Here is a 21,924-nt window from a genome sequence, read left to right on the forward strand (position 1 = left end):
CGCCTTTACGCTGCATTTTGCAGTAAGTGTCACACAAGGAGGCGTGCTCGCAATCCATCAGCCAGACCAGCAGAAGCAAATCTGAATGCCGAAATCGACGGAAGTTGTAGAGCCCCTCGGGGGCATTGACGCCGAACGCCTGGCCCTGGTGGCCGCCACTACACCCAACCTGATCCTGTTCCTGGACGAAGCCGGTACCATCGAGTGGGCGAACCCCAGTTTCGAACAGCACACCGGTCATCTGTTGGCCGACATCCGGGGCAAGCACCCCAGAGACGTGCTCTATGGACCGGACACCGATCCCGACACCATCGCCCGGATCAATCGCCATCTGTACCTGGGTGATACCTTTGCCGAGGACATCCTGCACTACACCCGCTCCGGCACCCCTTACTGGGTCCATAGCTACTGCGTGCCCATCGGCAGGGAGCAGGGCGTCGCCCCCGGCTACGTCGTGATCCAGAACAACATTTCCGACCGCAAGCACAGCGAGCGGGGTTTGCGGATCGCCGCCAGCGTCTTTGACCGCAGCCACGAAGCGATCATCATCTCCGACCACAACAACCGCATCCTGGACGTCAATCCGGCGTTCTCCCGGATCACGGGCTACAGCCGTGAAGAAATCCTGGGCCTTAATCCGGCCATCCTCAGCTCCGGCCGACATTCGAAGGAGTACTACCAGTCCATGTGGCGGTCCATCGAAAAGACCGACCACTGGCGGGGCGAGATCTGGAACCGCCGCAAGAACGGCGAGGAGTTCATCGAGCTGCTGTCCATCAGCCGGGTCCACCTGGACGAGCCCGGCCAGTATTACCATGTGGCAGCGTTCTCGGATATCACCGCACTTAAGAATCACGCCCGGGAGCTGGACCGCGCCGCCAACTACGACGATCTGACCGGTCTGCCCAACCGTCAACTGGTCGAGGAGCGTTTGCGTTCGGCCTGCAGCCACGCCGAGCGCCACGGGCGGCGACTTTCGGTGTGTTGCCTGGATCTGGACGGGTTCAAAATGGTCAACAACCGCCTTGGCCAGGATGCCGGCGACCAGGTACTGCGTACCCTCGCGGAACGCCTGGCCCACACCCTGCGCAGCGGTGATACCGTTGCCCGGGTCGGGGGCGATGAATTTATCCTGCTGCTGCAGAGCGACGACACCAACGCGGTTTACCACCGCATTCTCTCGGTCATTGGCGAGCCCATAGCGGTGGGGGACGACCAGGTAACCCTGACCGCCAGCCTGGGCGTCACCCGTTATCCGGAAGACCTGGCCGATGCCGAAGGCCTGATCCGCCACGCCGACCAGGCCATGTATTCGGCCAAGGAAAAAGGCCGCAACCAGTTCCATTTCTTCGATCCGGATCTCGATCAGCACCGGCAGAAACGGCGGCAACAACTTATGGAATTGACCCGGGCCCTGGAGAACCAGGAATTCGAACTGTTCTTCCAGCCCCAGGTCCGGATGTCGGATTATTCCCTGGCCGGGTTCGAGGCCCTGATCCGCTGGAACCGGCCGGAGTCGGGACTGGTCAGCCCGGGCGAGTTCCTGCCCTATGTGGAGAACAGCCACCTGGAAGTGCCCCTGGGCCAGTGGGTCCTGAAAGAAGCCATCCACCAGCTGAACACCTGGCAGCAGGCGGGTGAGGACCTGACCGTCAGCATCAACATCACCGCCCGACATTTGCTGGACCGGAGTTTTTCCGACTACCTGGAAAGCTACCTGCACAGCCACCCGGAGCTGGATCCGGCCCGGGTTACCCTGGAAGTTCTGGAGTCCACCGCGCTCGAGGACACCAAGCAGGCCAATCACGTACTGACCCGGTGCCGCAGTCTTGGCCTGCAGGTGGCGCTGGATGATTTTGGCACCGGCTTTTCCTCCCTGAGTTATCTGCGGACCCTGCCCATCGACCTGATCAAGATTGACCAGAGTTTCGTGCGCAACATGATGGACAGCCCCAGTGACAAGGCAATCGTCGAAAGCGTGATTTTCCTGGCCCAGCGCTTCGAACATCCGGTGCTGGCCGAAGGGGTGGAAACCGCAGAACAGGCCCGCACCCTCGCCCGGATGGGCTGCAACCAGATCCAGGGCTACGGGATTGCCCCGCCCATACCAGCCGCAGAAGTTCTGGGGTGGGCAAACCGCTGGCGCACCCGGAAACAGCAAGGGCTGGATCAGGACCGGCTCGCCCAGGGCGATGGTATCTAGGGTCGGTAGCGGCGCTGATCCAGGGTCGTGAGCCGGTCGGGGTGGAACACCATCAGGCCGGTCACGAAAGTGCCGTTAACGAAGCCTTCCGGCAGCATGATCAGGGGCAGGTAGCGGATGTACTCGTGGATCAGCTCATCGAAGGTATAGACCCCGCTGGACCACAGCATCAGGCACATCACGATCCCGGCCGCAGCCACGGCAATCCCGGCCCCGAAGAACCCGCAGAAGAAGATATAGGCGAAGAAGTTGCGGAAGTTGCGGCGGCGCTCCCACACCATGATCCCGTGACTCACCAGTGCCGGCACCATGACGGTCACCAGCCCGTTGGCTGCGAACATCATGAGCGGCTCCCGCCCCGTGATGACGGTGATCACCAGCGCCAGAAGACCACTGAACACTGCCAGCGCCCAGCCCAGCATCAGGGTAATGACGGTCATGCCGAAGATATGGATGGCAAGCCCGGGCGAGATCCCGGCGCGCAGTTGCCACAGGAATCCCAGCGCCACCGCCGCGCCGAAGAACGAATGCTGGAGGGCGTTATCCCGGCGCAGCGCCTGCCAGTCGACGGAGCGGGCTGCCTGCGCCAGGATCAGCAGAAACAGCACGGCCGTGAACAGCCACTGTCCCGTTGATAGCAGGTTTTCCGTCATCCCCATGGCACGCGCATCCCCGGATCATGAATTCAGGCGAGAGTCAGGAACAATGATAGCGGGTCAGCCCGCCCCGTTGCCAAGGCGGGCTTGATTCAGGCGGTCTGCGCCACCGGTTGCCGGTGGTTGGTGAGCGTGGTCCAGGCGTCGAAGGTGCTCAGAAATACCTGACCACCCAGATGGGCAAGAAATTCCGTACCCCTCAAGCGGTCCATGACGGGTCCCTTGACCTCCGACAGGTGCAGTCGCACCCCGGCATCGTTCAGGCGTTCGTTGATGGCCTCAAGGCTCTCCAGGGCCGAAGCGTCGATCAGGTTCACCGCCGGGCACACCAGCACCAGATCGCGGAGTTCCGGCTCCCGGGTCACCAGGTCCATAACCGTCTCTTCCAGGAACCGGGCATTGGCAAAATACAGGCTTTCGTCCACCCGCAGGAAGGTGACTTTCGGGCACAGCTGCACGTCGTGACGCAGCACGTTGCGGAAATGCTCGGTACCCGGAACCCGGCCCACCACGGCACTGTGTGGCCGGCTGGTGCGGTACAGGAACAGGCCGATGGACAATGCCACCCCGGCGATGATGCCCGCCTCCACACTGTGAACCAGGGTCAGCAGGATGGTGGCCAGCATGGCTCCGAAATCGGTACGCGAGTATCGCCAGGTGCGGGACAGTGCTGGCAGGTCGATCAGGGTGGAGACCGCCACAATGATGGTTGCCGCCAGGGTTGCCTGGGGCAGCCAGGCAATGGCCGGGGTCAGGAACAGGGTCGCCAGGGCGATGCCGACAGCGGTGTAGGCGCCGGCGGCCGGGGTTTCCGCGCCGGCATCAAAATTGACCACGGACCGTGAAAATCCGCCGGTCACCGGCATGCCTCCGGAGAAGCCTGAGCCCAGATTCGCGGTACCCAGCCCGATCAGTTCCTGGTCCGGGTCAATCCGCTGGCGACGCTTGGCGGCCAGGGTCTGGCCCACCGACACCGATTCGACAAAGCCGACAATGCTGATCAGCAGGGCACTGACCGCCAGCTGGGACCACAGACCGGTATCCATGGGTGGCATGGTGAATTCCGGCAGCCCGGAAGGCACCTCTCCCACCAGCCGCACCCCTTTCTGGTCCAGCTGGAAGTACCAGGCAACCAGGGTGGTCACCAGCACCGAGAGAATCGGCGCAGTCTTGGTCAGGATGTCCGCCAGCCTCGGCTTTACCCCGAGCCTCATCAGCAGGGGTTTCAGATGCTTGCGGGCTGCTACCAGGAATATCAGGGCACCGAGACCGATCGCCAGGGTGTAGAAGTTGGTGGTTGCCAGAGAAGTCAGCAGGGACTCGGCAATCTCCACCAGGTTATGCCCGGAAGCCTGGATGCCGAAAATGTGTTTGAACTGACTGGCGGCAATGACAATACCGGAGGCGGTGATGAATCCGGAAATTACCGGATGACTCAGGAAGTTGGCCAGGAATCCCAGCCGGAGCACCCCCATGAGGGTCAGCATCAGACCGGACATCACCGCCAGCAGTACGGCACCTGCCACATAGGCAGCAGTACCCGCCTCGGCAATGGGCGCGAGGGCCGCGGCGGTCATCAGCGAGGCTACCGCCACCGGGCCGACCGACAGGGTCCGGCTGGTGCCAAATACGGCGTAGATCACCAGCGGCAGGATACTGGCGTACAACCCCACATGCGCCGGCAGGCCCGCGAGCAGCGCATAGGCCAGGGACTGGGGAATCAGCATGACGGTAACGATGACCGCGGCCACCAGATCACTGGTGGCCTGGTCACGATCGTACCGGGGTGCCCATTGCAGAATGGGCAGGTACCGCTTGATCAGATTCATGCGGTGCTCAGAACAGGTTGACCGGAACTTTCAGGTAGACCTGCCCGTTATCTTCGGCCGGCGGCATGTGGCCGGCCCGCATGTTGACCTGTACCGACGGCAGGATCAGCCGTGGCATGTCCAGGGTGGCGTCCCTCTCGGTGCGCATCTTGACGAAGTCGTCTTCACTGACACCTTCGTGGACGTGGATATTGGCTTTGCGCTCCTCGGCCACCGTGGTCTGGAACAGGAATTCGTCACGGCCCGGCGCACCGTAGTCGTGGCACATGAACAACCGGGTTTCCGGGAGCAGTGACAGCACTTTCTGGATGGACCGGTACAGCGTGCGGGCATCGCCGCCGGGGAAATCACAGCGGGCAGTGCCGAAATCCGGCATGAACAGGGTGTCGCCCACGAAAGCAGCATCGCCGATCACGTAGGTCAGGCATGCCGGTGTGTGACCGGGAGTGTGCAGAACCCGGCCTTCCAGGTTGCCGATGCGGAAGGTGTCGCCCTCACGGAACAGCTGATCAAACTGGCTGCCGTCACGGGCAAATTCGGTCCCGGCATTGAAGGCCTTGCCGAAGATCTCCTGGACATCGACGATCTTCTCGCCGATGCCGGTCTTGCCACCGAGTTTCTCGTGCAGGTAAGGCGCGGCGGACAGGTGATCGGCATGCACGTGGGTCTCCAGGATCCACTCCACCGTCAGGTCGTTGTCCCGGACATAGCGGATAATCTCGTCCGCGGAGCGGACATCCGTGCGGCCGGCGGCATAATCGAGATCCAGAACGGAGTCCAGAATGGCGCAGGACTGGCTGTCCGGATCACGGACCACGTAGCTGAAGGTATTGGTAGGTTCGTCGAAGAAATGCTGGACGACGGGATTGCTCATGACACTCACCTCGTACATCGATCCTTTGGTTTTGATTCTAAGGATATACTAAAACGTAATATTGGGTGAAATGCCAATTTATTCTATGGGTTTCCTCCGTGATAGCTTCCCGGGGAACATCTGCCCCCGGGATCTTCTCCGCTGTTCAGAGCGCGTCCAGCTTGTTCCGAATCTCCTTCCGGCGACCGGCATCCGCCAGCGGTCGATTCGGACGTTCGGGAGCATTAAGCGCCTTGTGGAAATATTCCCGCGCCCGCTCGGGCTGATCCTGCTCGATCAGGAAATCACCATAGAAGTAGTTCGGGTCGATGCCATCGGGGTTCAGCTCCAGGGCCTTGAGCAGGTATTTCCTGGCCTTGTCATCATCCCCGAAACCCAGAGGCCAGCCCGGCACCTGGTAGTAAAGGCTTCCCAGGGAGGTATAGGCCGAACCCTCCAGCGCTGCCGGATCAATGTCCAGCGCCTTTTCCAGGGATTTCCGAGCGTCCTTGACCAGCCCCAGGGCACCCAGGCCACCCTTGGCGCCGGCGTAGGTGCTCAGCACAATGCCCTGCCAGATCAGGGGTTCGGCACGGTCGGGATAGCTATCGACCAGAGCCTCCGCCTGCCCGGCAAGGTTCTCGAAGGCCTTTTCCTTCTTGTCTGCCGGCAACTGATACTGGATTTCAGCCCAGCGGGCCTGGATACCGGCGAGTTCGGAGTCCAGATCTCCCGCCCAGACCGGAGCCGCAATAACTGACGCGAGCAAAAGGATCATCCATTTCATGACAGTACTCCAGAATTCAGAAAACGCCGGATCACCGGCAGTTGCTTCAACATCGCCTTGTCGACGATCCGGGGCAGGATGCCGTTGATCACCACGAACAGTTTTTCCGGCCAGCCCAGGAAGCGCCGGCGATCGTCGTTTTCCATGGCCTTGAGGATTTCGGCGGCCACTGCCTCGGGGGCATCCATGGTATTGCCGAGGGCGCGGTTCAGTTCGTTGACCTGCTCCGGGTTCATGGCCGTGGCCGTGGCACGGGGTGCGACATACACCACCTGCACCGGCGTATCCGCCAGTTCCCGGCGCAACGCCTCGGTGAAGCCCCGCAGGCCGAACTTGCTGGCGCAGTAGGCGGTATAGCCCGGAAAACCGATGCTGCCGAAGGTGGAGCCGACAAACACCAGGGCTCCGTAGCCACCCTTCTCGAACCGGGGTGCAAAATGCCGCGCCACCAGCATGGCCGAACGCAGGTTCACGGTCAGCTGGACATCCAGCTCACTGACGGCCATGGCTCCAAGCCCGGCAAAGCGGTTCTGGCCGGCGCAGTGGATAACCCCATCGATATCCGGATAGGCGTCACTCAGGCGCTCCAGCTGCTGATCCAGGTCCGGGGCGGCAAGATCCAGGTGCACCGCGGACACCCCTTCCCGGTGCCCCAGCCTGTCCGGCTGCCGGGACGCCACGATGACCCGGGCACCGGCCCGCACCAGCGGGTCCACCAGCGCCTTGCCGATGCCTCCGGTTCCTCCCAGCAGCAGGAACACCCGATCATGCAGCCTCATGACGTTGCTCCTTGCGCCCGGCCGGCAGCGGAATGCTGTGCAGCATGTCGCCATAGAGCCGGTACACCATGCGGGCGGCGTCGATGATGGCCTGCTGGTCATCCGGATCGGTGATCTCGTTCATCAGGTTGCGGAAGAATTCGAAGTGCTCCTGGTCCAACGCACCGTGAGAATAGAGGTAGCTGAAGGCTTCGGTCGGCAGATCCAGCTGTTTCTGGATGGCTTCGCCCAGGGGCGTGGCCAGCTCGATGGAGGTGCCTTCCAGCACCTGGACCATGCCGAAGAACGCCGCCGGATTGCCACGCTGGATCCGGTCGTACAGGTAGGCGACCATCAGTTCGATGGAAGTGTCGGGGGTGCCATTGCGGATGGCTTCCTTGTCCTCGCCACAGGCTTCCAGGTCATTGAGAATCCACTCGTGGTGGCCGTACTCCTCCTCAATGTATTCCACCAGGGCCTTGCGGACGAATTCCAGGCGCTCCGGCAGACGGCCGCCGCAGGCCATCATCAGCGGCACCGTGTGCTTGACGTGGTGGTAGGCCTGGGTCAGGAACCAGGTATAGCCGGTCAGATCGAAACGACCCTCGCGGATGGCTTCAATAACGGGCGCACCCGTCACATGGGCGCGTGCTTCGGCGGTTTCGGATTGCAGGCGATCGAAAAATGCCATGACAGTGTCTCCTGGCGTGTTTGATGAGGTTGCACGGGTCGTAGAAAGGTTCATGAAAACGGGAAAGGCGCCGGCCAGCAGCGCGGGCAGGTCCGACTGGATCTTCTGGCGCATGGGCCGGCCATTGGCAGTGACGTGACCCTCGGCATGGGCAAGGGGCTGACGGCGGATGTACACCGCTGCCAGCCGGGCATAGTCAGGCAGGCCGGCGTTGAGTCCGGCCAGTGCCGAGCGCAGCTGCTCCGGTGAACGGCCATCGCGGATCACGATCAGGGCACTGGGGTTGGGATCCCCGTCGCCAAATACCACGGCCTGCTGGGCGCCCAGGGCCTGGACCAGTTCGCTCTCGAGCCACTCGGGGCTGATGTTGCGACCAAAGCTGGTAATGAGCAGATTCTTGGCGCGACCGTTCACGGTGAGGAAACCCTGCAGATTCAGGGTGCCCAGGTCCCCGGTGTCCAGCCACCCGGCCCCCTCCGGCTCATCACCCAGGTAACCCAGGTGGGTGTTGCCCCGGACCAGGATGTGGCGGTCAGGATCCAGTCGGACCTCGACGTGGGACAGCGGCTTGCCAACGGTACCTTCACATTCGTCGCCGGGAACATTGAGCGCGACCACGGAGCTACACTCGGACAGACCGTAGCCCTCGTAGAGAGGCAACCCGGCAGCCCGGCCACGGGCCAGCAATTCCGGTGACACCCGGCCACCGCCCACTGCGAGGAAGCGGAAGGAGCCGCTCCGAAGCTGCCCCTTTTCGGCGGCGGCCACCAGCGCCATGGCCAGTTCCGGCACCAGAATCAGTGACTGCGGTTGGCTTTGGTTGATACCCGCCACCAGGCGGTCCAGGTCCAGGCCACTGCTGCCCGTCATCCCCAGGGTCTGCAACGGTGCGACATTCACCGTGGCTCCCATCAGCAACGGCAGATACACCCCGGCAATATTCTCGAGCAGGGTCGCCAGCGGCAGGATGCACAAATGCTGCCGTAAAGGCACATCCGCCAGCCGTTCTTTCAACGCGAGTGTTGTCGCCGCCATCTGCGCCTCGGACAGACAGACACCCTTGGGTGTACCGGTGCTGCCGGAGGTAAAGGTGATCTTGGCAGTCGCCTCCGGCATCCACGCCCCGGCGCCGGTTACCGGCAAATGCCGGAGCCAGACGCCATGGCCGATGTGTTCACCGAAAGCTTCCTGTTCGCCGGAGAGAAGGCAATCGAGACCGGCCCGTTCGATCAGGTGCGCAGCCTGGGCTTTGGAGAAGAACACCGGCACCGGCACGCACACCACGCCCGCCATCAGGCAGGCCAGGTCCGCCAGGATCCAGGCCGGAGAGTTATCTCCACACAGGCCAGCACGCTGTATTCCCAGGCTTCGCAACTGGCCGGCCAGTGCCCCGGCCGCCTGCATCATCTGGCTATAGCTGAAGCCCGAGTCCGGGCCCTGAAGGGCGATACGGCCGGGATGAAGCATCGCCTGCTGCTCGAGCAGGTCAGGCAAGACGGCCATAGGCACCTCCCGCGACGGTGATAGCGTCACCGGCATCTCTGGTCACCGGCTGAACCAGACGCAAAAGTCCGGCCTGGCGCATGGCCGACATGCCCTCCGCCACGTGGATAGCCATGACCACCGGATGATGATCGTAATACCGGCCCCAACCGGCGCCGCCGTCCGGCAATCGGGCCGGATCGGCTTTGGCCAGCACCTGTGTGCCGATACCGAGCCGGTGAAAACTGTTGCGCAGCTGATCCGTGCCGGTACACACCACCCAGTCGTAACCGGCGGAATCCAGCCAGACCGACAGGGAGGCAAAGAGGTAGCGGCTCACCCCCGCCTCGACACCGGCAAGATGAGCAATTTCCGCAATCTTAAGGCGCTCGGTGCCTGGCAACGGCATCACCGCTTCCACCGGAACGGACAGGTAATCCTCAAGGAACAGACGTTCCCGGCCGGCATTTCTCACTCCAACTGCCGCCAGCAGCGACCCCTGGGACGTGGTCAGGGCCAGCAACGATGGAATTCGCAGGGCGGGGTCCGCGCCATAGGCCTGCAGGAATCGCCGGCGGATGAAGCCGGCAACGGTTTCGGCCATGGCCGTTTCAGGGGCAATCCGGCTTAACCAGCGACCGGCACAACGGATGACCGGGACCACCTCCCGGGAATCCGGGGGACAACAGGTGGACATCGTCAGCGGGTCTGTCATAGGCGCTCTCCAAAAATACGGCCCCGGGGCCTTTCAATCACGACTGCCAGAATAGAAAGGGAGCCTTAAATCAGCCTTAAGGCTCCGCGGCAGAAACCTTAAGACCGCCTTAAGGTTTCCCGGGCATGCCGGTTAAGGCTGGCTTAAGAATGGCCGCGTAGAGTGCCATGCCATTCGCCGGACACCTCCGGACAAACTCGGGTGCTGAAGTGAGGCTGTATGAAAGTCCCGGATTTGAGGACAAACCGACTGGGCGCGCTGCCCCGTTTCCTGATGGCAGGCGGGATGGCCACCCTGCTCCATTGGCTGATCATGATGGTGCTGGTTCGCGCTGGCGTTAACGCTGTCGCTGCGACCGCCATAGGTGCCAGCGCGGGGCTGATCGCGAACTATATCGGCCAACACCGGTTTGCCTTCTGTTCCGCGCTGCCGCACCGGGTGACCTTCCCCCGCTATCTCGCCGGAGCCGGTATCGGGTGGATCCTGAACCTTCTAAGTTTTGTCTTGCTGCGGATCGCCGATGCCAATGTAGCGTTTGCCCAGATTACGGCTACCGGTGTGGTGGCACTTGCCAACTATCTCTTCGCCGAGAGGTTTGTATTCCATGAAGAACCGACAAGGGAGGCCCGGTAACCAGATGCTCAGTATCGTCATCCCTGTTCACAACGAGTCCGATGTTATCCCGACCCTGCTCAGTCGTCTGGACCGGGTTACCCGACAACTCGACGTTCCTGTGGAACTGCTGTTTGTGGACGACGGCAGCCATGACAATTCCGTCGCTCTGCTGTTGCGGGCCCGGCAACGCCAGCCGGACATCCGTGTGGTCCAGCTGTCACGTAATTTTGGCAAGGAAGCCGCTGTGACCGCGGGGCTGGAGCATGCCCGCGGAGATGCCTTGATACTGATGGACGCCGACCTCCAGGACCCGCCTGAACTGATTCCCCGGATGGTGGCCGAATGGCGCAGGGGCGCGGATGTCGTCCTGATGAAGCGCCGTTCCCGGGCCGGCGAGAGCTGGCTGAAACGCATCACAGCCAGCCTGTTCTATCGGGTGATCAACCGCATCAGCGACGCTTCCATACCCGTCGATACCGGCGATTTCCGGCTGATGAGCCGACGCACTGTTGATGCCCTGAACCGGTTACCCGAACGCAACCGCTACCTTAAAGGGATGTTTGCCTGGGTCGGCATGCCCACCGTCACCCTGGAATTCGACCGAGATCCCCGGGCAGCAGGCAAGACCAAGTGGAATTACCTGAAACTGATGCACCTGGCGATGGAGGGCATCACCTCGTTTTCCACCCGGCCACTGCGCCTGGCCCTGCTTCTCGGTCTGCTTGCCGCTGGTGCCGGCGGCCTGTTCGGAACCTGGGAAGTGCTCAGGGCACTGATTTTCGGCATCTCCACGCCAGGTTACGCGTCAATGATTGCCATAGTCACGTTCCTGTCCGGAGTTCAGCTGCTCTGTGTAGGACTGCTGGGTGAGTATGTCGGGCGCATCTACATGGAAACCAAACAACGCCCGGTTTTCATTGTCGCCGAAGACAGTGAGGACGAGGCCCAACCGATTCTGACCCATCTGCGAGTTGCCGGTAATGACCAAACACATTAATACCTTGCTCTGGCTGCTGGTCTCCGTTCTGGCCATCCGGCTTGGTCTGGCCGCAATCCTGCCCCTGGCCGACACCACAGAACCCCGTTACGCCGAGATTGCCCGCATCATGACCGAAACCGGCGACTGGATTACACCCTGGTTCGATTACGGAGTCCCCTTCTGGGGCAAGCCACCCCTGTCGTTCTGGACCCAGGCATTATCTTTCAAAGTGTTCGGTGTCTCCGAATTCGCCGGGCGTTTGCCGTCCTGGCTGGCTAACTGCGTCATTGTCTTCCTGATCTACACACTGCGCCGGTATCTGCATACGGAGCGGACCAGTGACGCTGCCCGGGCATCCGGGCTCTGGGCGGCGCTTATTTATGCCACCACAGCCCTGGGTTTTCTGACTGCAGGCACAGTGATGACCGACTCCTTCCTTGCACTCGGTTCCACACTGGTACTGACCAGCCTGGTGATACGGCTTCAGGGCGGCCCCATGATCTGGGGCTGGATGTTCTTCATCGGTCTCGCCATCGGCCTGTTGGCCAAGGGCCCCCTGATACTGGTTCTGACCGGCCTGCCTGTGTTCCTGTGGGTTGTCTTTGCCCGTCGCTGGCAGCGTCTATGGGAGTGTCTGCCCTGGCTTCGGGGTTCGGCGCTGACACTGGCCATCGCTGTTCCATGGTATGTACTGGCAGAACTGAAGACGCCCGGATTTTTCGACTACTTTATCGTGGGCGAACACATCAAACGCTTCCTGGTAAGCAGCTGGCAGGGGGATCTTTATGGCAACGCCCACGAATTCCCCCGCGGTACAATCTGGTTGCATCTGGTTTTGGCCAGCTTCCCCTGGGGCCTGATTGCAATCGCGGCCTTTGCGATCAAGTGCTGGCGTAGCCAGGAAACGAAAGACCAATGGCATTCCGGTGAACGGGGTATCGGCGGGCTGATACTGGCATCGGCCCTCAGCCCTGCCATTTTTTTCACCCTTTCCGGCAACATTCTCTGGACCTACGTCCTGCCGGGATTGCCATTCCTTGCGGTATTGGCAGCCAGCCTGGTGCCCCGGGATGTCGGCAATACGCTGCGACCTTCCGCCGTCACTGCCGTGCTCCTGATTCCGTTTCTCGGAACGCTGGCTGCGGGCTGGCTCTCACTCAATCCGGAAACGCTTAAAACTGAGCGTGACCTGGTGGCGCGGGTTAACGAGCTTCCTGGAATGACCCCGAATGACCTGCTCTATCTCGACAAGGCCCCGTTCTCCGCCCGCTTTTATACCCAGGGCAGGGTCCGGGCCGTAGAGGCGGACACGATCAGCCGTCAACTGGCTCAGGGAACTCTGTCCCAGCCCGCGCTGCTGGCAGTGGAAAAAGGCAACAAGTCAATGCTGAATAAACTGCAAGGTGTGTTTGATCAGGTCGACCAGAACCGGCGTTACCAGGTGTTCCTGCTTGAACCATCCACCGGTAGTCCAGAGCAAATTGAAAGTCGGGAAAGCAAAAAAGCGGGTATCGAGTACACTGCAACGGAAGGCCATCCGCTGACCTGAAAACCAACCGGATTTCTGCTACATGCGAATACTGCTGATTGAAGACGACCACCTGCTGGCCAATACCATGCTGGACATGCTTCGCGATGGCCAGAACACCGTTGACTGGCTGGATGATGGCCAACAGGCCCTCAATGCGCTACTGAACGAGGACTTTGACCTGGCCATCCTCGACCTGACCCTGCCGCGAGTCGATGGCCTGGATATCGTGCGCAACATCCGTAACCGGGGCATCGAGACACCTGTGATCATTCTCACGGCGCGAACAGACCTGGATGAGAAATTGCAGGGACTGAACTCCGGCGCGGACGATTACCTCACCAAACCGTTCGCCATGGCAGAGCTTAAAGCCCGGATCCGCGCGGTCACCCGGCGCGGCAGCGGCGTCAGAACTGCCGGTCTCAAGGTTGGCCGGCTGACGCTGGATACCGATTCCGGCCAACTCGAGGTCGGTAATGACACCGTTACCCTGCCCCGGAGCGAATTCCAGATTCTGCATTACCTGATGCGCCATCCCGATCAGGTCGCAACGCGGCGGCGACTGGAGGAGCAACTTTACGGCTGGGAGCATGGTGCCGAGAGCAATGCGCTGGAAGTCCATATCCACCACCTCCGCCGGCGGGTGGGCAAGGCCACGATCCGCACCGTGCGCGGCGTTGGCTATCTGCTCGACAGCCATGCGGCTGAGGAAACGGCATGTCCCTGACCCGCACACTGATTGTACTGGTAACCTCCACAGTTTTGCTGATTGCTCTTATTGCCGCGGCATGGAGTTATCTGGAGAGTAACCACGAACTGGAAGAACTGTTCGATGCGGAGCTGGCACAAAGTACCCGAATCGTCCAGGGCCTGGTTCAGCATCTGGTCGATACCCAATCCCTTGACCAGCTTTCCTCAACCCTGGAGGAAACACTCAGATTACCTGACACCGTCATCTCCGAGACCGAACTTGAAAGGGATCGTAACGAAATCCTTCCCGAAGGCGCCGGCCACAAATACGAGAAAAAACTCGCGTTTGAAGTGTGGTCACCGGAACGGGAACCCTTGCTGGACACTCTTAACGCCGATGATAGCGGGGGCCTGGAACCAGGTTACCACTGGGCAGAATCCACCGGGTATCGCTGGCGTACCTTTACCCTTCAGGATCCGGCGACCGGATTCTGGATCCGGACCGCCCAGCGCGAGGATATCCGTCAAGAGCTCAGTCAGGAGCTGGCTCTAGGTAATATCCTACCCCTGCTTCTGGTGTTGCCTCTTCTGGTGGTTGCCGCTATTACCGCGATACAAGTCAGTTTCCGGCCCCTTCGCCGGCTGGAAAACCCGGTACGGAACATGGCTCCGGAGCGTATCCATCCCCTCGATGACAGACAGGCTCCCAAAGAAGTGGCGGGGCTGGTTCAGGCGGTCAACGGGCTCCTGAAGCGACTCAATCAGGCGCTGGAAAGAGAGCGTCGTTTTTCCGCTGACGCCGCACACGAACTCAGGACACCGCTGGCCGCGTTGCGCCTGAACCTTGAGAAGGCCTGTGAAACAGAGCCTGAGCGATTCACAGATCTCATCCGGTCTGTGGACCGGATGGTTCATCTGGTTGAACAAATGTTGTTGCTTAGCCGTGTCGACGCGGGTACCGATTTTTCACCTGAGTACCATAACCTGTCTGAGATTCTGGAACAGAGCATTGCAGATGTTGCACCGCTGGCACTGAAAAAGGGTATTGAACCGGTGATGGAGGACGAGACCACCCAGGCACTGGTGTGTTGCCACAGCGCACTGATAAACACCCTCATGCGTTCCCTTCTCGCCAACGCAATTCTGTACAGCCCAGAACAAACGACTATAACAACCCGTCTGAGCCCCTCCGGTGACGGTTACTCCATCAGCGTTTGCGACCAGGGACCAGGCATCCCCCTCGAAGAGCGGGAACGGGCCCTGAGTCGCTTTGTCCGCCTGGACCAACGACTCGGGGGAGGCGCCGGACTGGGACTGGCCATCGCCCGGCGAATTGCCGAACTCCACGGTGGCCAACTCACCCTGAACGGGCGGCCGGACGGACAACCGGGACTGTGCGTCAGCATCTGGCTCCCTGCCCGCCCCACCCTTCGCCACAGGACGTCTTAAGGTTGGTTTAAGCTTCCTGGCAGATAATCCGGCTCTGAAATAACAGGGTTGGATAGACGGCCCTGTTGCTGCTCTGTCTGCCGAGGGAAAACTCTGTATGGGTCAGGAAAGAACACTGTCACTGGTCATTCCAGCCAAGGATGAACAAGACAATATAGCCGCACTGATCACTGAGATTTTCCGGGTCATGCGCGACTACCCGGATTTTGAAGTGGTACTGGTGGATGATGGCAGCAGCGATCAGACTCTGAATATCGCGTTGCGGAGCGCACGATCGGTCGGTGGTCGACTCGTTACGGTTCGGCACGATCAAAGCATTGGTCAGAGCGGTGCTCTGGCCACAGGCATCCGCCGTGCCAGGGGCACACTCATCGCCACCATGGACGGCGATGGTCAGAACGATCCCGCCGATATTCCAGCGTTGCTCCAGAAGGTGAATACCATAAAGAACCCCGACTTCTGCATCGCCGGCTACCGGAAAAACCGCAAGGACACCGCCTGGAAACGCTTCCAGTCGCAACTGGCCAACCGCGTTCGCGATGCCCTGCTGCATGATGGCGTGCCGGACACCGGGTGCGGTCTCAAACTGTTCCCGCGGGAGACCTTCCTCCGGCTGCCCTGGTTTGACCATGGCCATCGATTCATACCAGCGCTGGTTAGAGGGATCGGTGGCGAGATCGCGGTCGTAGAAGTCCATCATCGCCCCCGCATGGCCGGCACCTCGAAATACAATGCCTGGAATCGTGCCTGGGCCGGCATTCTCGATCTGTTGGGAGTGATGTGGCTGCTGCACCGAACCAGGGTGCCCGCCATTTCGCAGGTTGCTGATGCTGATACGGTCGCTTCCACCGCGGAGAGCCACTGATATGCCCAACCAGGCGCGATGGCTGTTTTTTGCCGCGCTTGCACTGGTCAGTTATCTGGCGATCCATTACGGCTGGCTGGACTTCCTGGCCAACGAGAACCAGGTCGCCAGTTATCTCCACAACCATGGAATAACCGGCTTTCTGGTCGTCACCCTGGCTGGTGCAGCATTTACCGGAATCGGGGCGCCCCGCCAGCTGCTGGCGTTTGTGCTCGGCTTTGCCATGGGCGGCATCAATGGCACCATCTTATCGTCCCTGGCAACCGCGATCGGTGCGGCTGGCTGTTTCTTTACTGCCCGGTGGCTGCTGCGCGAATCCCTGACACGCCGTTTTGGACATCGCATGCGTCAGTTTGACCAGCTATTCCGCGACCAGACCCTCATAAAAGTACTGATGGTCCGGTTGTTGCCGGTGGGGAGCAACCTGGTAACCAACCTCGTTGCCGGTTGTTCCGGTATCCGCTTTGCGCCCTTTCTGGTTGGCAGCACCCTTGGCTACATCCCGCAAATGCTCGTGTTCGCCCTGGCCGGTGCCGGCATTGGCAGTGCCGACCAATACCAACTGTTGCTGAGTGTCGTGCTGTTCATCCTTGCCTCATTGATTGGCGCACTCCTCTACCATAACCACAGGGCACGCACCCTCGCCAATTCCGTTTCCGATCAGTCCTGAGAACGCACCATGCCCGCATCACCGTTTGTCCGTCACCTTCCGGCATTTCTGTTCAATCTGTCCCGAAACCGGCTCCTGCTTTTGCTGTTGGGCTTGGCGGCAGTCATGATTTTCACCGGCATCGGCTTCCGCTCGCCCTGGCCCGCCGACGAACCCCGCTTCGCCGAAGTTGCCCGGGAGATGGTGGCTTCGGGCCAGTGGCTCATCCCCATGCGCGGTGGCGAGTTCTACCCGGACAAGCCACCGGTTTTCATGTGGAGCATTGCCCTGTTCTACTGGCTCAGCGGCAACCTGAAAGTCGCCTTTCTCTTGCCCAACGCCCTATGCAGCCTGCTCACCCTGGGGCTGGTCTTTGATATCGGCACCCGCCTCTGGAACCAACGTGCCGGCGCCGTCGCTGTCATGCTGGTGTTACTTGCGCCCCAGTTCCTGCTCCAGGCCCAGAAGGCGCAGATCGATGCCATGGTCGCCTGCTGGATAATGGTGGCCTGCTATGGCCTGCTCCGGCACTTTTTCACTGGCCCGTCCTGGGGCTGGTATTTCACTGCCTGGGCCTTCATGGGCCTGGGGATTATCACCAAGGGCGTCGGATTCCTGCCAGCGCTGATGCTTATTCCCATTGCAGCAATAAAATTCCGTGACCGGAATCTGTTTGCCGACACGCTGACCTGGCGCAGTGCGCTTGGCCCGCTGGCAATGCTCGCGGTTGTTGCCGCCTGGCTGGTTCCGATGGTGTTGTACGTCAATGCACTGGGCACCGACGAAGCGCTGGCCTACCGGAACAACATCCTGTTCAAGCAGACCGGGGAGCGCTACGCCGATTCCTGGGGGCATCTCCAGCCCTGGTATTACTACCTCACCAGCGTGCTTCCGTCGCTGTGGTTTCCACTCCCCCTGCTGTTGCTGGCGCTATGGCGGCCGCTGACCGACAGTTTCCGCCACCGTCCTGTAATTCCGGTGCTACTGGTCTGGATTGCGCTGGTGATTGTGTTCTTCAGCCTGAGCCCCGGCAAACGGGGCGTGTATCTGCTACCGGCTCTGCCCATGCTCGCACTGAGTCTGGCGCCCCTGCTAAGCACGGAACGGCCCGCTGGCTGGTTCCCACCGTTACTGACCGGTGTACACTTGATTCTGGCTCTGGCCCTGATCACCGTTGGTGTGTTGGCCTGGAACGACCACCCAAGGCTGGTGGAAAAGGTCAGCGACTACAGCCGCGACCCGGCGCGTCTACACGAAGCCGGCACGCTGGTATTTACCATCGGGCTGGTCTGGCTGGTCAGCCTGTTCGGATTTTGGCGTTCCCGTGCGTTGGGGCGCCTGTTCGTGGCGATGATGGTCACCTGGCTGCTGCTGAGCACCTGGGGCTACCGGATTCTTGAGCCCCTGCGTACTCCACGCAATATCCTGGCTGCCGCCGAGCAGCAGCTTCCCACTGACGCCCAACTCGGCATGATCGACTTCCGGGAACAGTTCATCCTATTCTCCAAACTGGATTTCGTGCATTTCAGCTACTTCAGCGGGCTGCGTGAAGAAGAGCGCAATGCCTGGAAATGGATGAGCGAAGGCGACAACCGTTACATACTGACCGCCGACAATCTTGACCTGGAGTGCTTTACGCTGGAAGGCAGCAGAGAGTTGGGCGTTGCCCACCGTGAACGCTGGCTGCTGCTCGGACCTGATCAGATGGCACCGGATTGCGGCCCGCCAGCAAAGGTCCGTCAGTTCACAACGGAAAGGCCCGGACTCTGGATGGACTGACAGAAAACGGCAAGGTACCTCTTAGGCAAACTCAGTTGTCTACTGTAAAGGACACGATCCGGGACAGATGACTCACCGGCAGGCCGGTCTCCCGGTGCCACTGGTTGAACGCCTCCTGCACCTGAATCAGGCCTTTCTTGCTGGTTGGTGAGGCGTCGAGGATACCGGCGCGGGTCAACGCGGTGACCACATCCCGGGACAGGATGAAGCCATCCCAGCCGACCCGGCGCAGGAAGTACTGGGCGGTGTTGCCACCAAGGCGGGCGCCGTTGCGCTTGAGCCACAGCAGCAGACCGGCCTGATCGTCGTGGGGCCACTGGGCCAGGAACCTGCCAAAGCTGCCATAGCCCCGGGCGGCGTCCATGATCATGCGGGCATTTTCCGGCACGGTCCGGATCTTCTGCATGTTGCGCACGATGCGATCATCGGCGGCCAGCTCCTCCAGCACTTCCGGCGGCACCTGCTGCCAGTAGGCCGGCACAAAGCCGTGAAATGCCGCTTCAAAGTCCGGCCATTTGTTCTCGATAACCCGCCAGACAAAGCCGGCCTTGAACACGCACCGGGTCACCTCGGACAGGTAGCGATCATCGCCGGTGGCTTCCAGCACGCCCGGCTCCGGCATTTTCGGCAACCGTGCCTGCAGGGCCTGTTCACCACCCTTGCGCATCAGTGCCTGGTCATGGAACTCCGAGAATGGCGGAATCTTTGCGGTACTCATGGCTGTCACACCCAACAGGGAAATGAAGGTCAGGAACGAACCGGCACGAACACCGGGGCGCCGTCGACTTCGACAGTCACCAGGGTCTGGTTATACAGGCTCTCCAGAGCCGACGGTACCAGCATTTCCCGGGCCGGTCCCCAGCATGCCTCACCGGAGGGATACATCAATAGCAGGTGATCGCACCAGCGGGCCGCCAGATTGAGGTCATGCAGGCACATGAACACCGCCCGGCCCGCTTCGGCTTGGCCGGAAAGCAGGCGCATGACCGCCACCTGATGGTGCAGGTCCAGGTGGTTACTCGGTTCATCCAACAGCCAGATATCGGGGGCCTGGGTCATCAGGGTGGCGATGGCCACGCGCTGGCGCTCACCGCCGGACAGGGTACTGACCAGCCGGTCCCGAAGGTGCCCGACATCCAGCGCCTGCAGTGCCCGTTCGGCAATCGCGATATCCTCACCGGTCTCCATCTGCCAGGACGACAACCAGGGATGGCGGCCGATCAGGGCGGTTTCCAACACGGTCGCCGGGAAACCATCCTGCCGGTCCTGGAACACCAGGCCCAGCTGCTGTGATACCGACTTCCGTTTCAACGAACCCAAAGCCCGGCCATCCAGCAGGACCTCGCCACGATGGGGCGCCCGCAGTCCCGCCAGCGTATGCAGCAACGTCGTCTTGCCCACGCCGTTGGGACCCAGCACGCCCCAGACCTGACCGGGCTGGACCTCCAGGTTCAGGGGAGAACCCGGGGCGCGCCCCGGGATATCGATGATGAGGTTGTCGGTGGTCAGTGTGGTCATTACCGGCTCCGGTACAGCAGGTACAGGAAGGTGGGCACACCAATCAGGGCGGTGATCACACCCACCGGCAACTGTTCCGGGGCAATCACCACCCTGGCCAGGGTATCCGCCAGCACCAACAATGTGCCACCCGCCAGCGCACAGGCCGGCAATATCATCCGCTGGTCATTACCCAGCGCCAGCCGGAGCATGTGCGGCACCACCAACCCGACAAAGCCGACCGCACCGGCCATGGTCACGGCGGTTGCGGTCAGAAGGCTGGCAACCAGATAGATCAGCCATTCCAGCGACCGGACCGACACCCCCAGGGCCGCCGCCTGCAGGGATCCACGGGCCAGAACGTTGAGGCTGCGGCCCAGCGGAAACACCAGCAGGCAAACCAGAACCAGCACTGCCAGGCCCGGCCAGGGCTGGCCGGCATGGGACAGATCCCCCATCAGCCAGTACAGCATACCCGGCAAACGACTCGCCGGTGACATGGCCAGAATCAGGGTAATCATCGCGCCCCAACCGGCGGCCACCACCACACCGGTGAGCAACAGCCGAGATGGCGTCCAGCTGCCACTGCCGTGGGCCAGGCCGAACACCAGCAGGGTGGCCAGCATGGCGCCGGCGAAGGCAGACCCTGAAATGAGGAATCCGGCTGCTCCGGCCAGCATGGCCAGTAACGCGCCCACGGCGGCGCCACCGGAGAGACCGAGCACGTAGGGATCCGCCAGGGGATTACGGAGCAACACCTGCATCAGGGCACCGGCCAGCGCCAACAGGCCGCCGGTGGCAAAGGCGCTGAGGGTTCGTGGCAACCGGAGATCCAGAATCAGCGTCCGGTGCAGCTCACTGCCGCCACCGACCAGCACTGACAGGGTATCCGCAACGCCAAGATCGGCACTGCCGACGCTCACTGACACCAGCATGGCAGCCAGCGCCGCCAGCGCCAGTACAACCAGCGGCCGGAAAATATCAGAGACGGGCACGGGCCTGCTCCAGGATGCCACACAACTCCCGGGCGCCTTCCAGCATGCGGAAGGTGGGACGTTGCAGAAGCGAAGGGGACACAAGGAATAGATTATCGCGGGCCACGGCAGTAACGGATGGATAGCTCTGCCAGCTTGCCAGCCAGTCGCGATCCGAGTCACCCCGCCCGGCGGTGACGATTACCTCCGGGTCGGCAGCCAGCACCGTTTCCACGGAGATCCGGGGTACCAGCCTGGGCAGACCGGCGAACACATTGATGCCACCGCACAGGGCAATGGCCTTGCTGATCAGCTCGTCGCCGTTGATGGTCATCAGCGGCTGATCCCAGACCTGGTAGAACACCCACACCGGAGCCGAATCCCGATAGGTAGCCTGCAACGTGGAAATACCGTCCCGGAACTCCGCCGCTGTGCGTTCGGCAACCGGCGTATGGCCGGTCAGCCGGCCCAGGGTTTCCACGGCCAGAGCGATGTCCTCGAACTCCCGGGGAGCGAGCCAGAACACCGGCACCCCCAGCTTGGCAAGCCGGTCCAGCTGCGCACGGGAATTGCCGTCAGTCCAGGCCACCACCAGATCCGGCTTCAGGCTGACGATGGCTTCGAGATCAAGGCGATTACTATCGCCCACCTGCGGCAGCTCCGCCGCCTGCGGCGGATAATCGCTCCAGGCACTGACGGCGACCACCGAGTCGCCGGCGCCGGCGGAGAACAGCAGTTCCGTAGCCCCCGGAGAGAGAGAGACAACCCGGCGGGCAGGCTCAGGCAGGCAGACGTCACGATCGAGGGCATCGGTTGCACACAGCTCGGCAGCGGACACTGACGCCGTCAGCGCCAGTCCCAGAACAGCTACCACTGTAATCAATAACCGGATTGCCCTCATGACCAGGTCACGCTGCCTCCCTCA

The 21,924-nt window shown here is 61.6% G+C and carries 20 protein-coding genes; 9 read left to right on the forward strand and 11 right to left on the reverse strand.

Annotation, left to right across the window (positions count from 1 at the left end):
* Positions 1-85: 85 nt before the first annotated feature.
* Positions 86-2,203 carry a putative bifunctional diguanylate cyclase/phosphodiesterase gene (locus BM254_RS01665; RefSeq protein ID WP_091997918.1) on the forward strand — a complete coding sequence of 706 codons (2,118 nt, stop codon included), beginning with the start codon at positions 86-88 and terminating at the stop codon, positions 2,201-2,203.
* Here the strand turns inward: BM254_RS01665 and BM254_RS01670 are convergent.
* From BM254_RS01670 to BM254_RS01700, 7 genes are all read right to left on the reverse strand, one after another.
* Positions 2,200-2,862, reverse strand: coding sequence for an energy-coupling factor ABC transporter permease (locus tag BM254_RS01670; RefSeq protein ID WP_091997920.1), 663 nt, complete (start codon positions 2,860-2,862; stop codon positions 2,200-2,202). The genes BM254_RS01665 and BM254_RS01670 overlap by 4 nt on opposite strands.
* An 89-nt stretch (positions 2,863-2,951) precedes the next feature.
* Positions 2,952-4,688 carry a SulP family inorganic anion transporter gene (locus BM254_RS01675; RefSeq protein ID WP_091997922.1) on the reverse strand — a complete coding sequence of 579 codons (1,737 nt, stop codon included), beginning with the start codon at positions 4,686-4,688 and terminating at the stop codon, positions 2,952-2,954.
* A gap of 7 nt (positions 4,689-4,695) precedes the next feature.
* Positions 4,696-5,562, reverse strand: coding sequence for an MBL fold metallo-hydrolase (locus BM254_RS01680; protein WP_091999115.1), 867 nt, complete (start codon positions 5,560-5,562; stop codon positions 4,696-4,698).
* A 145-nt stretch (positions 5,563-5,707) separates the two neighbouring features.
* Positions 5,708-6,319 (reverse strand): tetratricopeptide repeat protein, encoded by a 612-nt coding sequence (locus tag BM254_RS01685; protein WP_425434474.1) that lies wholly within the window; start codon positions 6,317-6,319, stop codon positions 5,708-5,710.
* Positions 6,320-6,324: 5 nt separating this feature from the next.
* A complete protein-coding gene (locus BM254_RS01690) occupies positions 6,325-7,107 on the reverse strand; it encodes an SDR family oxidoreductase (protein ID WP_091997927.1) in 783 nt (260 codons plus the stop codon).
* Positions 7,094-9,280, reverse strand: a complete 2,187-nt coding sequence (locus BM254_RS01695) for an AMP-binding protein (protein WP_091997930.1) — start codon at positions 9,278-9,280, stop codon at positions 7,094-7,096. Before BM254_RS01695 ends, BM254_RS01690 begins: the two co-directional genes overlap by 14 nt.
* Positions 9,264-9,974 carry a thermostable hemolysin gene (locus tag BM254_RS01700; protein WP_175497185.1) on the reverse strand — a complete coding sequence of 237 codons (711 nt, stop codon included), beginning with the start codon at positions 9,972-9,974 and terminating at the stop codon, positions 9,264-9,266. Before BM254_RS01700 ends, BM254_RS01695 begins: the two co-directional genes overlap by 17 nt.
* 219 nt (positions 9,975-10,193) lie before the next feature.
* On the opposite strand from BM254_RS01700, the gene BM254_RS01705 reads away from it, so the two are divergent.
* From BM254_RS01705 to BM254_RS01740, 8 genes are all read left to right on the forward strand, one after another.
* Complete coding sequence (locus tag BM254_RS01705; RefSeq protein WP_091997933.1) at positions 10,194-10,607, forward strand: GtrA family protein; 414 nt, start codon at positions 10,194-10,196, stop codon at positions 10,605-10,607.
* Positions 10,579-11,586 (forward strand): glycosyltransferase family 2 protein, encoded by a 1,008-nt coding sequence (locus BM254_RS01710; protein WP_245777333.1) that lies wholly within the window; start codon positions 10,579-10,581, stop codon positions 11,584-11,586. The genes BM254_RS01705 and BM254_RS01710 overlap by 29 nt, the downstream gene beginning before the upstream one ends.
* On the forward strand, positions 11,570-13,117 hold the full coding sequence (locus BM254_RS01715; RefSeq protein WP_091997936.1) for an ArnT family glycosyltransferase: 1,548 nt from the start codon (positions 11,570-11,572) through the stop codon (positions 13,115-13,117). Before BM254_RS01710 ends, BM254_RS01715 begins: the two co-directional genes overlap by 17 nt.
* A 22-nt stretch (positions 13,118-13,139) precedes the next feature.
* The gene (locus BM254_RS01720) at positions 13,140-13,823 is read left to right on the forward strand and encodes a response regulator transcription factor (protein WP_091997938.1); all 684 of its coding nucleotides are present in this window, start codon (positions 13,140-13,142) and stop codon (positions 13,821-13,823) included.
* Complete coding sequence (locus BM254_RS01725; protein ID WP_091997940.1) at positions 13,814-15,235, forward strand: ATP-binding protein; 1,422 nt, start codon at positions 13,814-13,816, stop codon at positions 15,233-15,235. The genes BM254_RS01720 and BM254_RS01725 overlap by 10 nt, the downstream gene beginning before the upstream one ends.
* A 97-nt stretch (positions 15,236-15,332) precedes the next feature.
* Entirely contained in the window at positions 15,333-16,100 is a 768-nt protein-coding gene (locus BM254_RS01730) for a glycosyltransferase family 2 protein (protein ID WP_091997942.1), read from the forward strand.
* A gap of 1 nt (position 16,101) precedes the next feature.
* A complete protein-coding gene (locus BM254_RS01735; RefSeq protein WP_091997944.1) occupies positions 16,102-16,770 on the forward strand; it encodes a TVP38/TMEM64 family protein in 669 nt (222 codons plus the stop codon).
* Positions 16,771-16,779: 9 nt separating this feature from the next.
* On the forward strand, positions 16,780-18,528 hold the full coding sequence (locus BM254_RS01740; protein ID WP_091997945.1) for an ArnT family glycosyltransferase: 1,749 nt from the start codon (positions 16,780-16,782) through the stop codon (positions 18,526-18,528).
* A gap of 31 nt (positions 18,529-18,559) precedes the next feature.
* Here the strand turns inward: BM254_RS01740 and BM254_RS01745 are convergent, their stop codons facing one another.
* The 4 genes from BM254_RS01745 to BM254_RS01760 are packed head-to-tail and all read right to left on the reverse strand — an operon-like array spanning position 18,560 to position 21,873.
* Positions 18,560-19,246, reverse strand: a complete 687-nt coding sequence (locus tag BM254_RS01745) for a DNA-3-methyladenine glycosylase I (RefSeq protein WP_091999120.1) — start codon at positions 19,244-19,246, stop codon at positions 18,560-18,562.
* Positions 19,247-19,275: 29 nt separating this feature from the next.
* Positions 19,276-20,046: an ABC transporter ATP-binding protein gene (locus tag BM254_RS01750; protein ID WP_091997947.1), complete on the reverse strand. Its 771-nt coding sequence runs from the start codon at positions 20,044-20,046 to the stop codon at positions 19,276-19,278.
* Complete coding sequence (locus BM254_RS01755) at positions 20,046-20,960, reverse strand: iron chelate uptake ABC transporter family permease subunit (protein ID WP_175497199.1); 915 nt, start codon at positions 20,958-20,960, stop codon at positions 20,046-20,048. Before BM254_RS01755 ends, BM254_RS01750 begins: the two co-directional genes overlap by 1 nt.
* Positions 20,961-21,006: 46 nt before the next feature.
* On the reverse strand, positions 21,007-21,873 hold the full coding sequence (locus BM254_RS01760) for a cobalamin-binding protein (protein WP_245777334.1): 867 nt from the start codon (positions 21,871-21,873) through the stop codon (positions 21,007-21,009).
* Between the last annotated feature and the right edge of the window lie 51 nt (positions 21,874-21,924).

This window comes from Marinobacter pelagius, assembly GCF_900114925.1.
Lineage (GTDB): Bacteria > Pseudomonadota > Gammaproteobacteria > Pseudomonadales > Oleiphilaceae > Marinobacter > Marinobacter pelagius.

Coding starts and splice junctions, on each gene's coding strand:
- BM254_RS01665 (WP_091997918.1), top strand. CDS start 86: ATGCCGAAATCGACGGAAGTTGTAGAGCCCCTCGGGGGCATTGACGCC.
- BM254_RS01670 (WP_091997920.1), bottom strand. CDS start 2,862: ATGGGGATGACGGAAAACCTGCTATCAACGGGACAGTGGCTGTTCACG.
- BM254_RS01675 (WP_091997922.1), bottom strand. CDS start 4,688: ATGAATCTGATCAAGCGGTACCTGCCCATTCTGCAATGGGCACCCCGG.
- BM254_RS01680 (WP_091999115.1), bottom strand. CDS start 5,562: ATGAGCAATCCCGTCGTCCAGCATTTCTTCGACGAACCTACCAATACC.
- BM254_RS01685 (WP_425434474.1), bottom strand. CDS start 6,319: ATGATCCTTTTGCTCGCGTCAGTTATTGCGGCTCCGGTCTGGGCGGGA.
- BM254_RS01690 (WP_091997927.1), bottom strand. CDS start 7,107: ATGAGGCTGCATGATCGGGTGTTCCTGCTGCTGGGAGGAACCGGAGGC.
- BM254_RS01695 (WP_091997930.1), bottom strand. CDS start 9,280: ATGGCCGTCTTGCCTGACCTGCTCGAGCAGCAGGCGATGCTTCATCCC.
- BM254_RS01700 (WP_175497185.1), bottom strand. CDS start 9,974: ATGACAGACCCGCTGACGATGTCCACCTGTTGTCCCCCGGATTCCCGG.
- BM254_RS01705 (WP_091997933.1), top strand. CDS start 10,194: ATGAAAGTCCCGGATTTGAGGACAAACCGACTGGGCGCGCTGCCCCGT.
- BM254_RS01710 (WP_245777333.1), top strand. CDS start 10,579: ATGAAGAACCGACAAGGGAGGCCCGGTAACCAGATGCTCAGTATCGTC.
- BM254_RS01715 (WP_091997936.1), top strand. CDS start 11,570: ATGACCAAACACATTAATACCTTGCTCTGGCTGCTGGTCTCCGTTCTG.
- BM254_RS01720 (WP_091997938.1), top strand. CDS start 13,140: ATGCGAATACTGCTGATTGAAGACGACCACCTGCTGGCCAATACCATG.
- BM254_RS01725 (WP_091997940.1), top strand. CDS start 13,814: ATGTCCCTGACCCGCACACTGATTGTACTGGTAACCTCCACAGTTTTG.
- BM254_RS01730 (WP_091997942.1), top strand. CDS start 15,333: ATGGGTCAGGAAAGAACACTGTCACTGGTCATTCCAGCCAAGGATGAA.
- BM254_RS01735 (WP_091997944.1), top strand. CDS start 16,102: ATGCCCAACCAGGCGCGATGGCTGTTTTTTGCCGCGCTTGCACTGGTC.
- BM254_RS01740 (WP_091997945.1), top strand. CDS start 16,780: ATGCCCGCATCACCGTTTGTCCGTCACCTTCCGGCATTTCTGTTCAAT.
- BM254_RS01745 (WP_091999120.1), bottom strand. CDS start 19,246: ATGAGTACCGCAAAGATTCCGCCATTCTCGGAGTTCCATGACCAGGCA.
- BM254_RS01750 (WP_091997947.1), bottom strand. CDS start 20,046: ATGACCACACTGACCACCGACAACCTCATCATCGATATCCCGGGGCGC.
- BM254_RS01755 (WP_175497199.1), bottom strand. CDS start 20,960: ATGCTGGTGTCAGTGAGCGTCGGCAGTGCCGATCTTGGCGTTGCGGAT.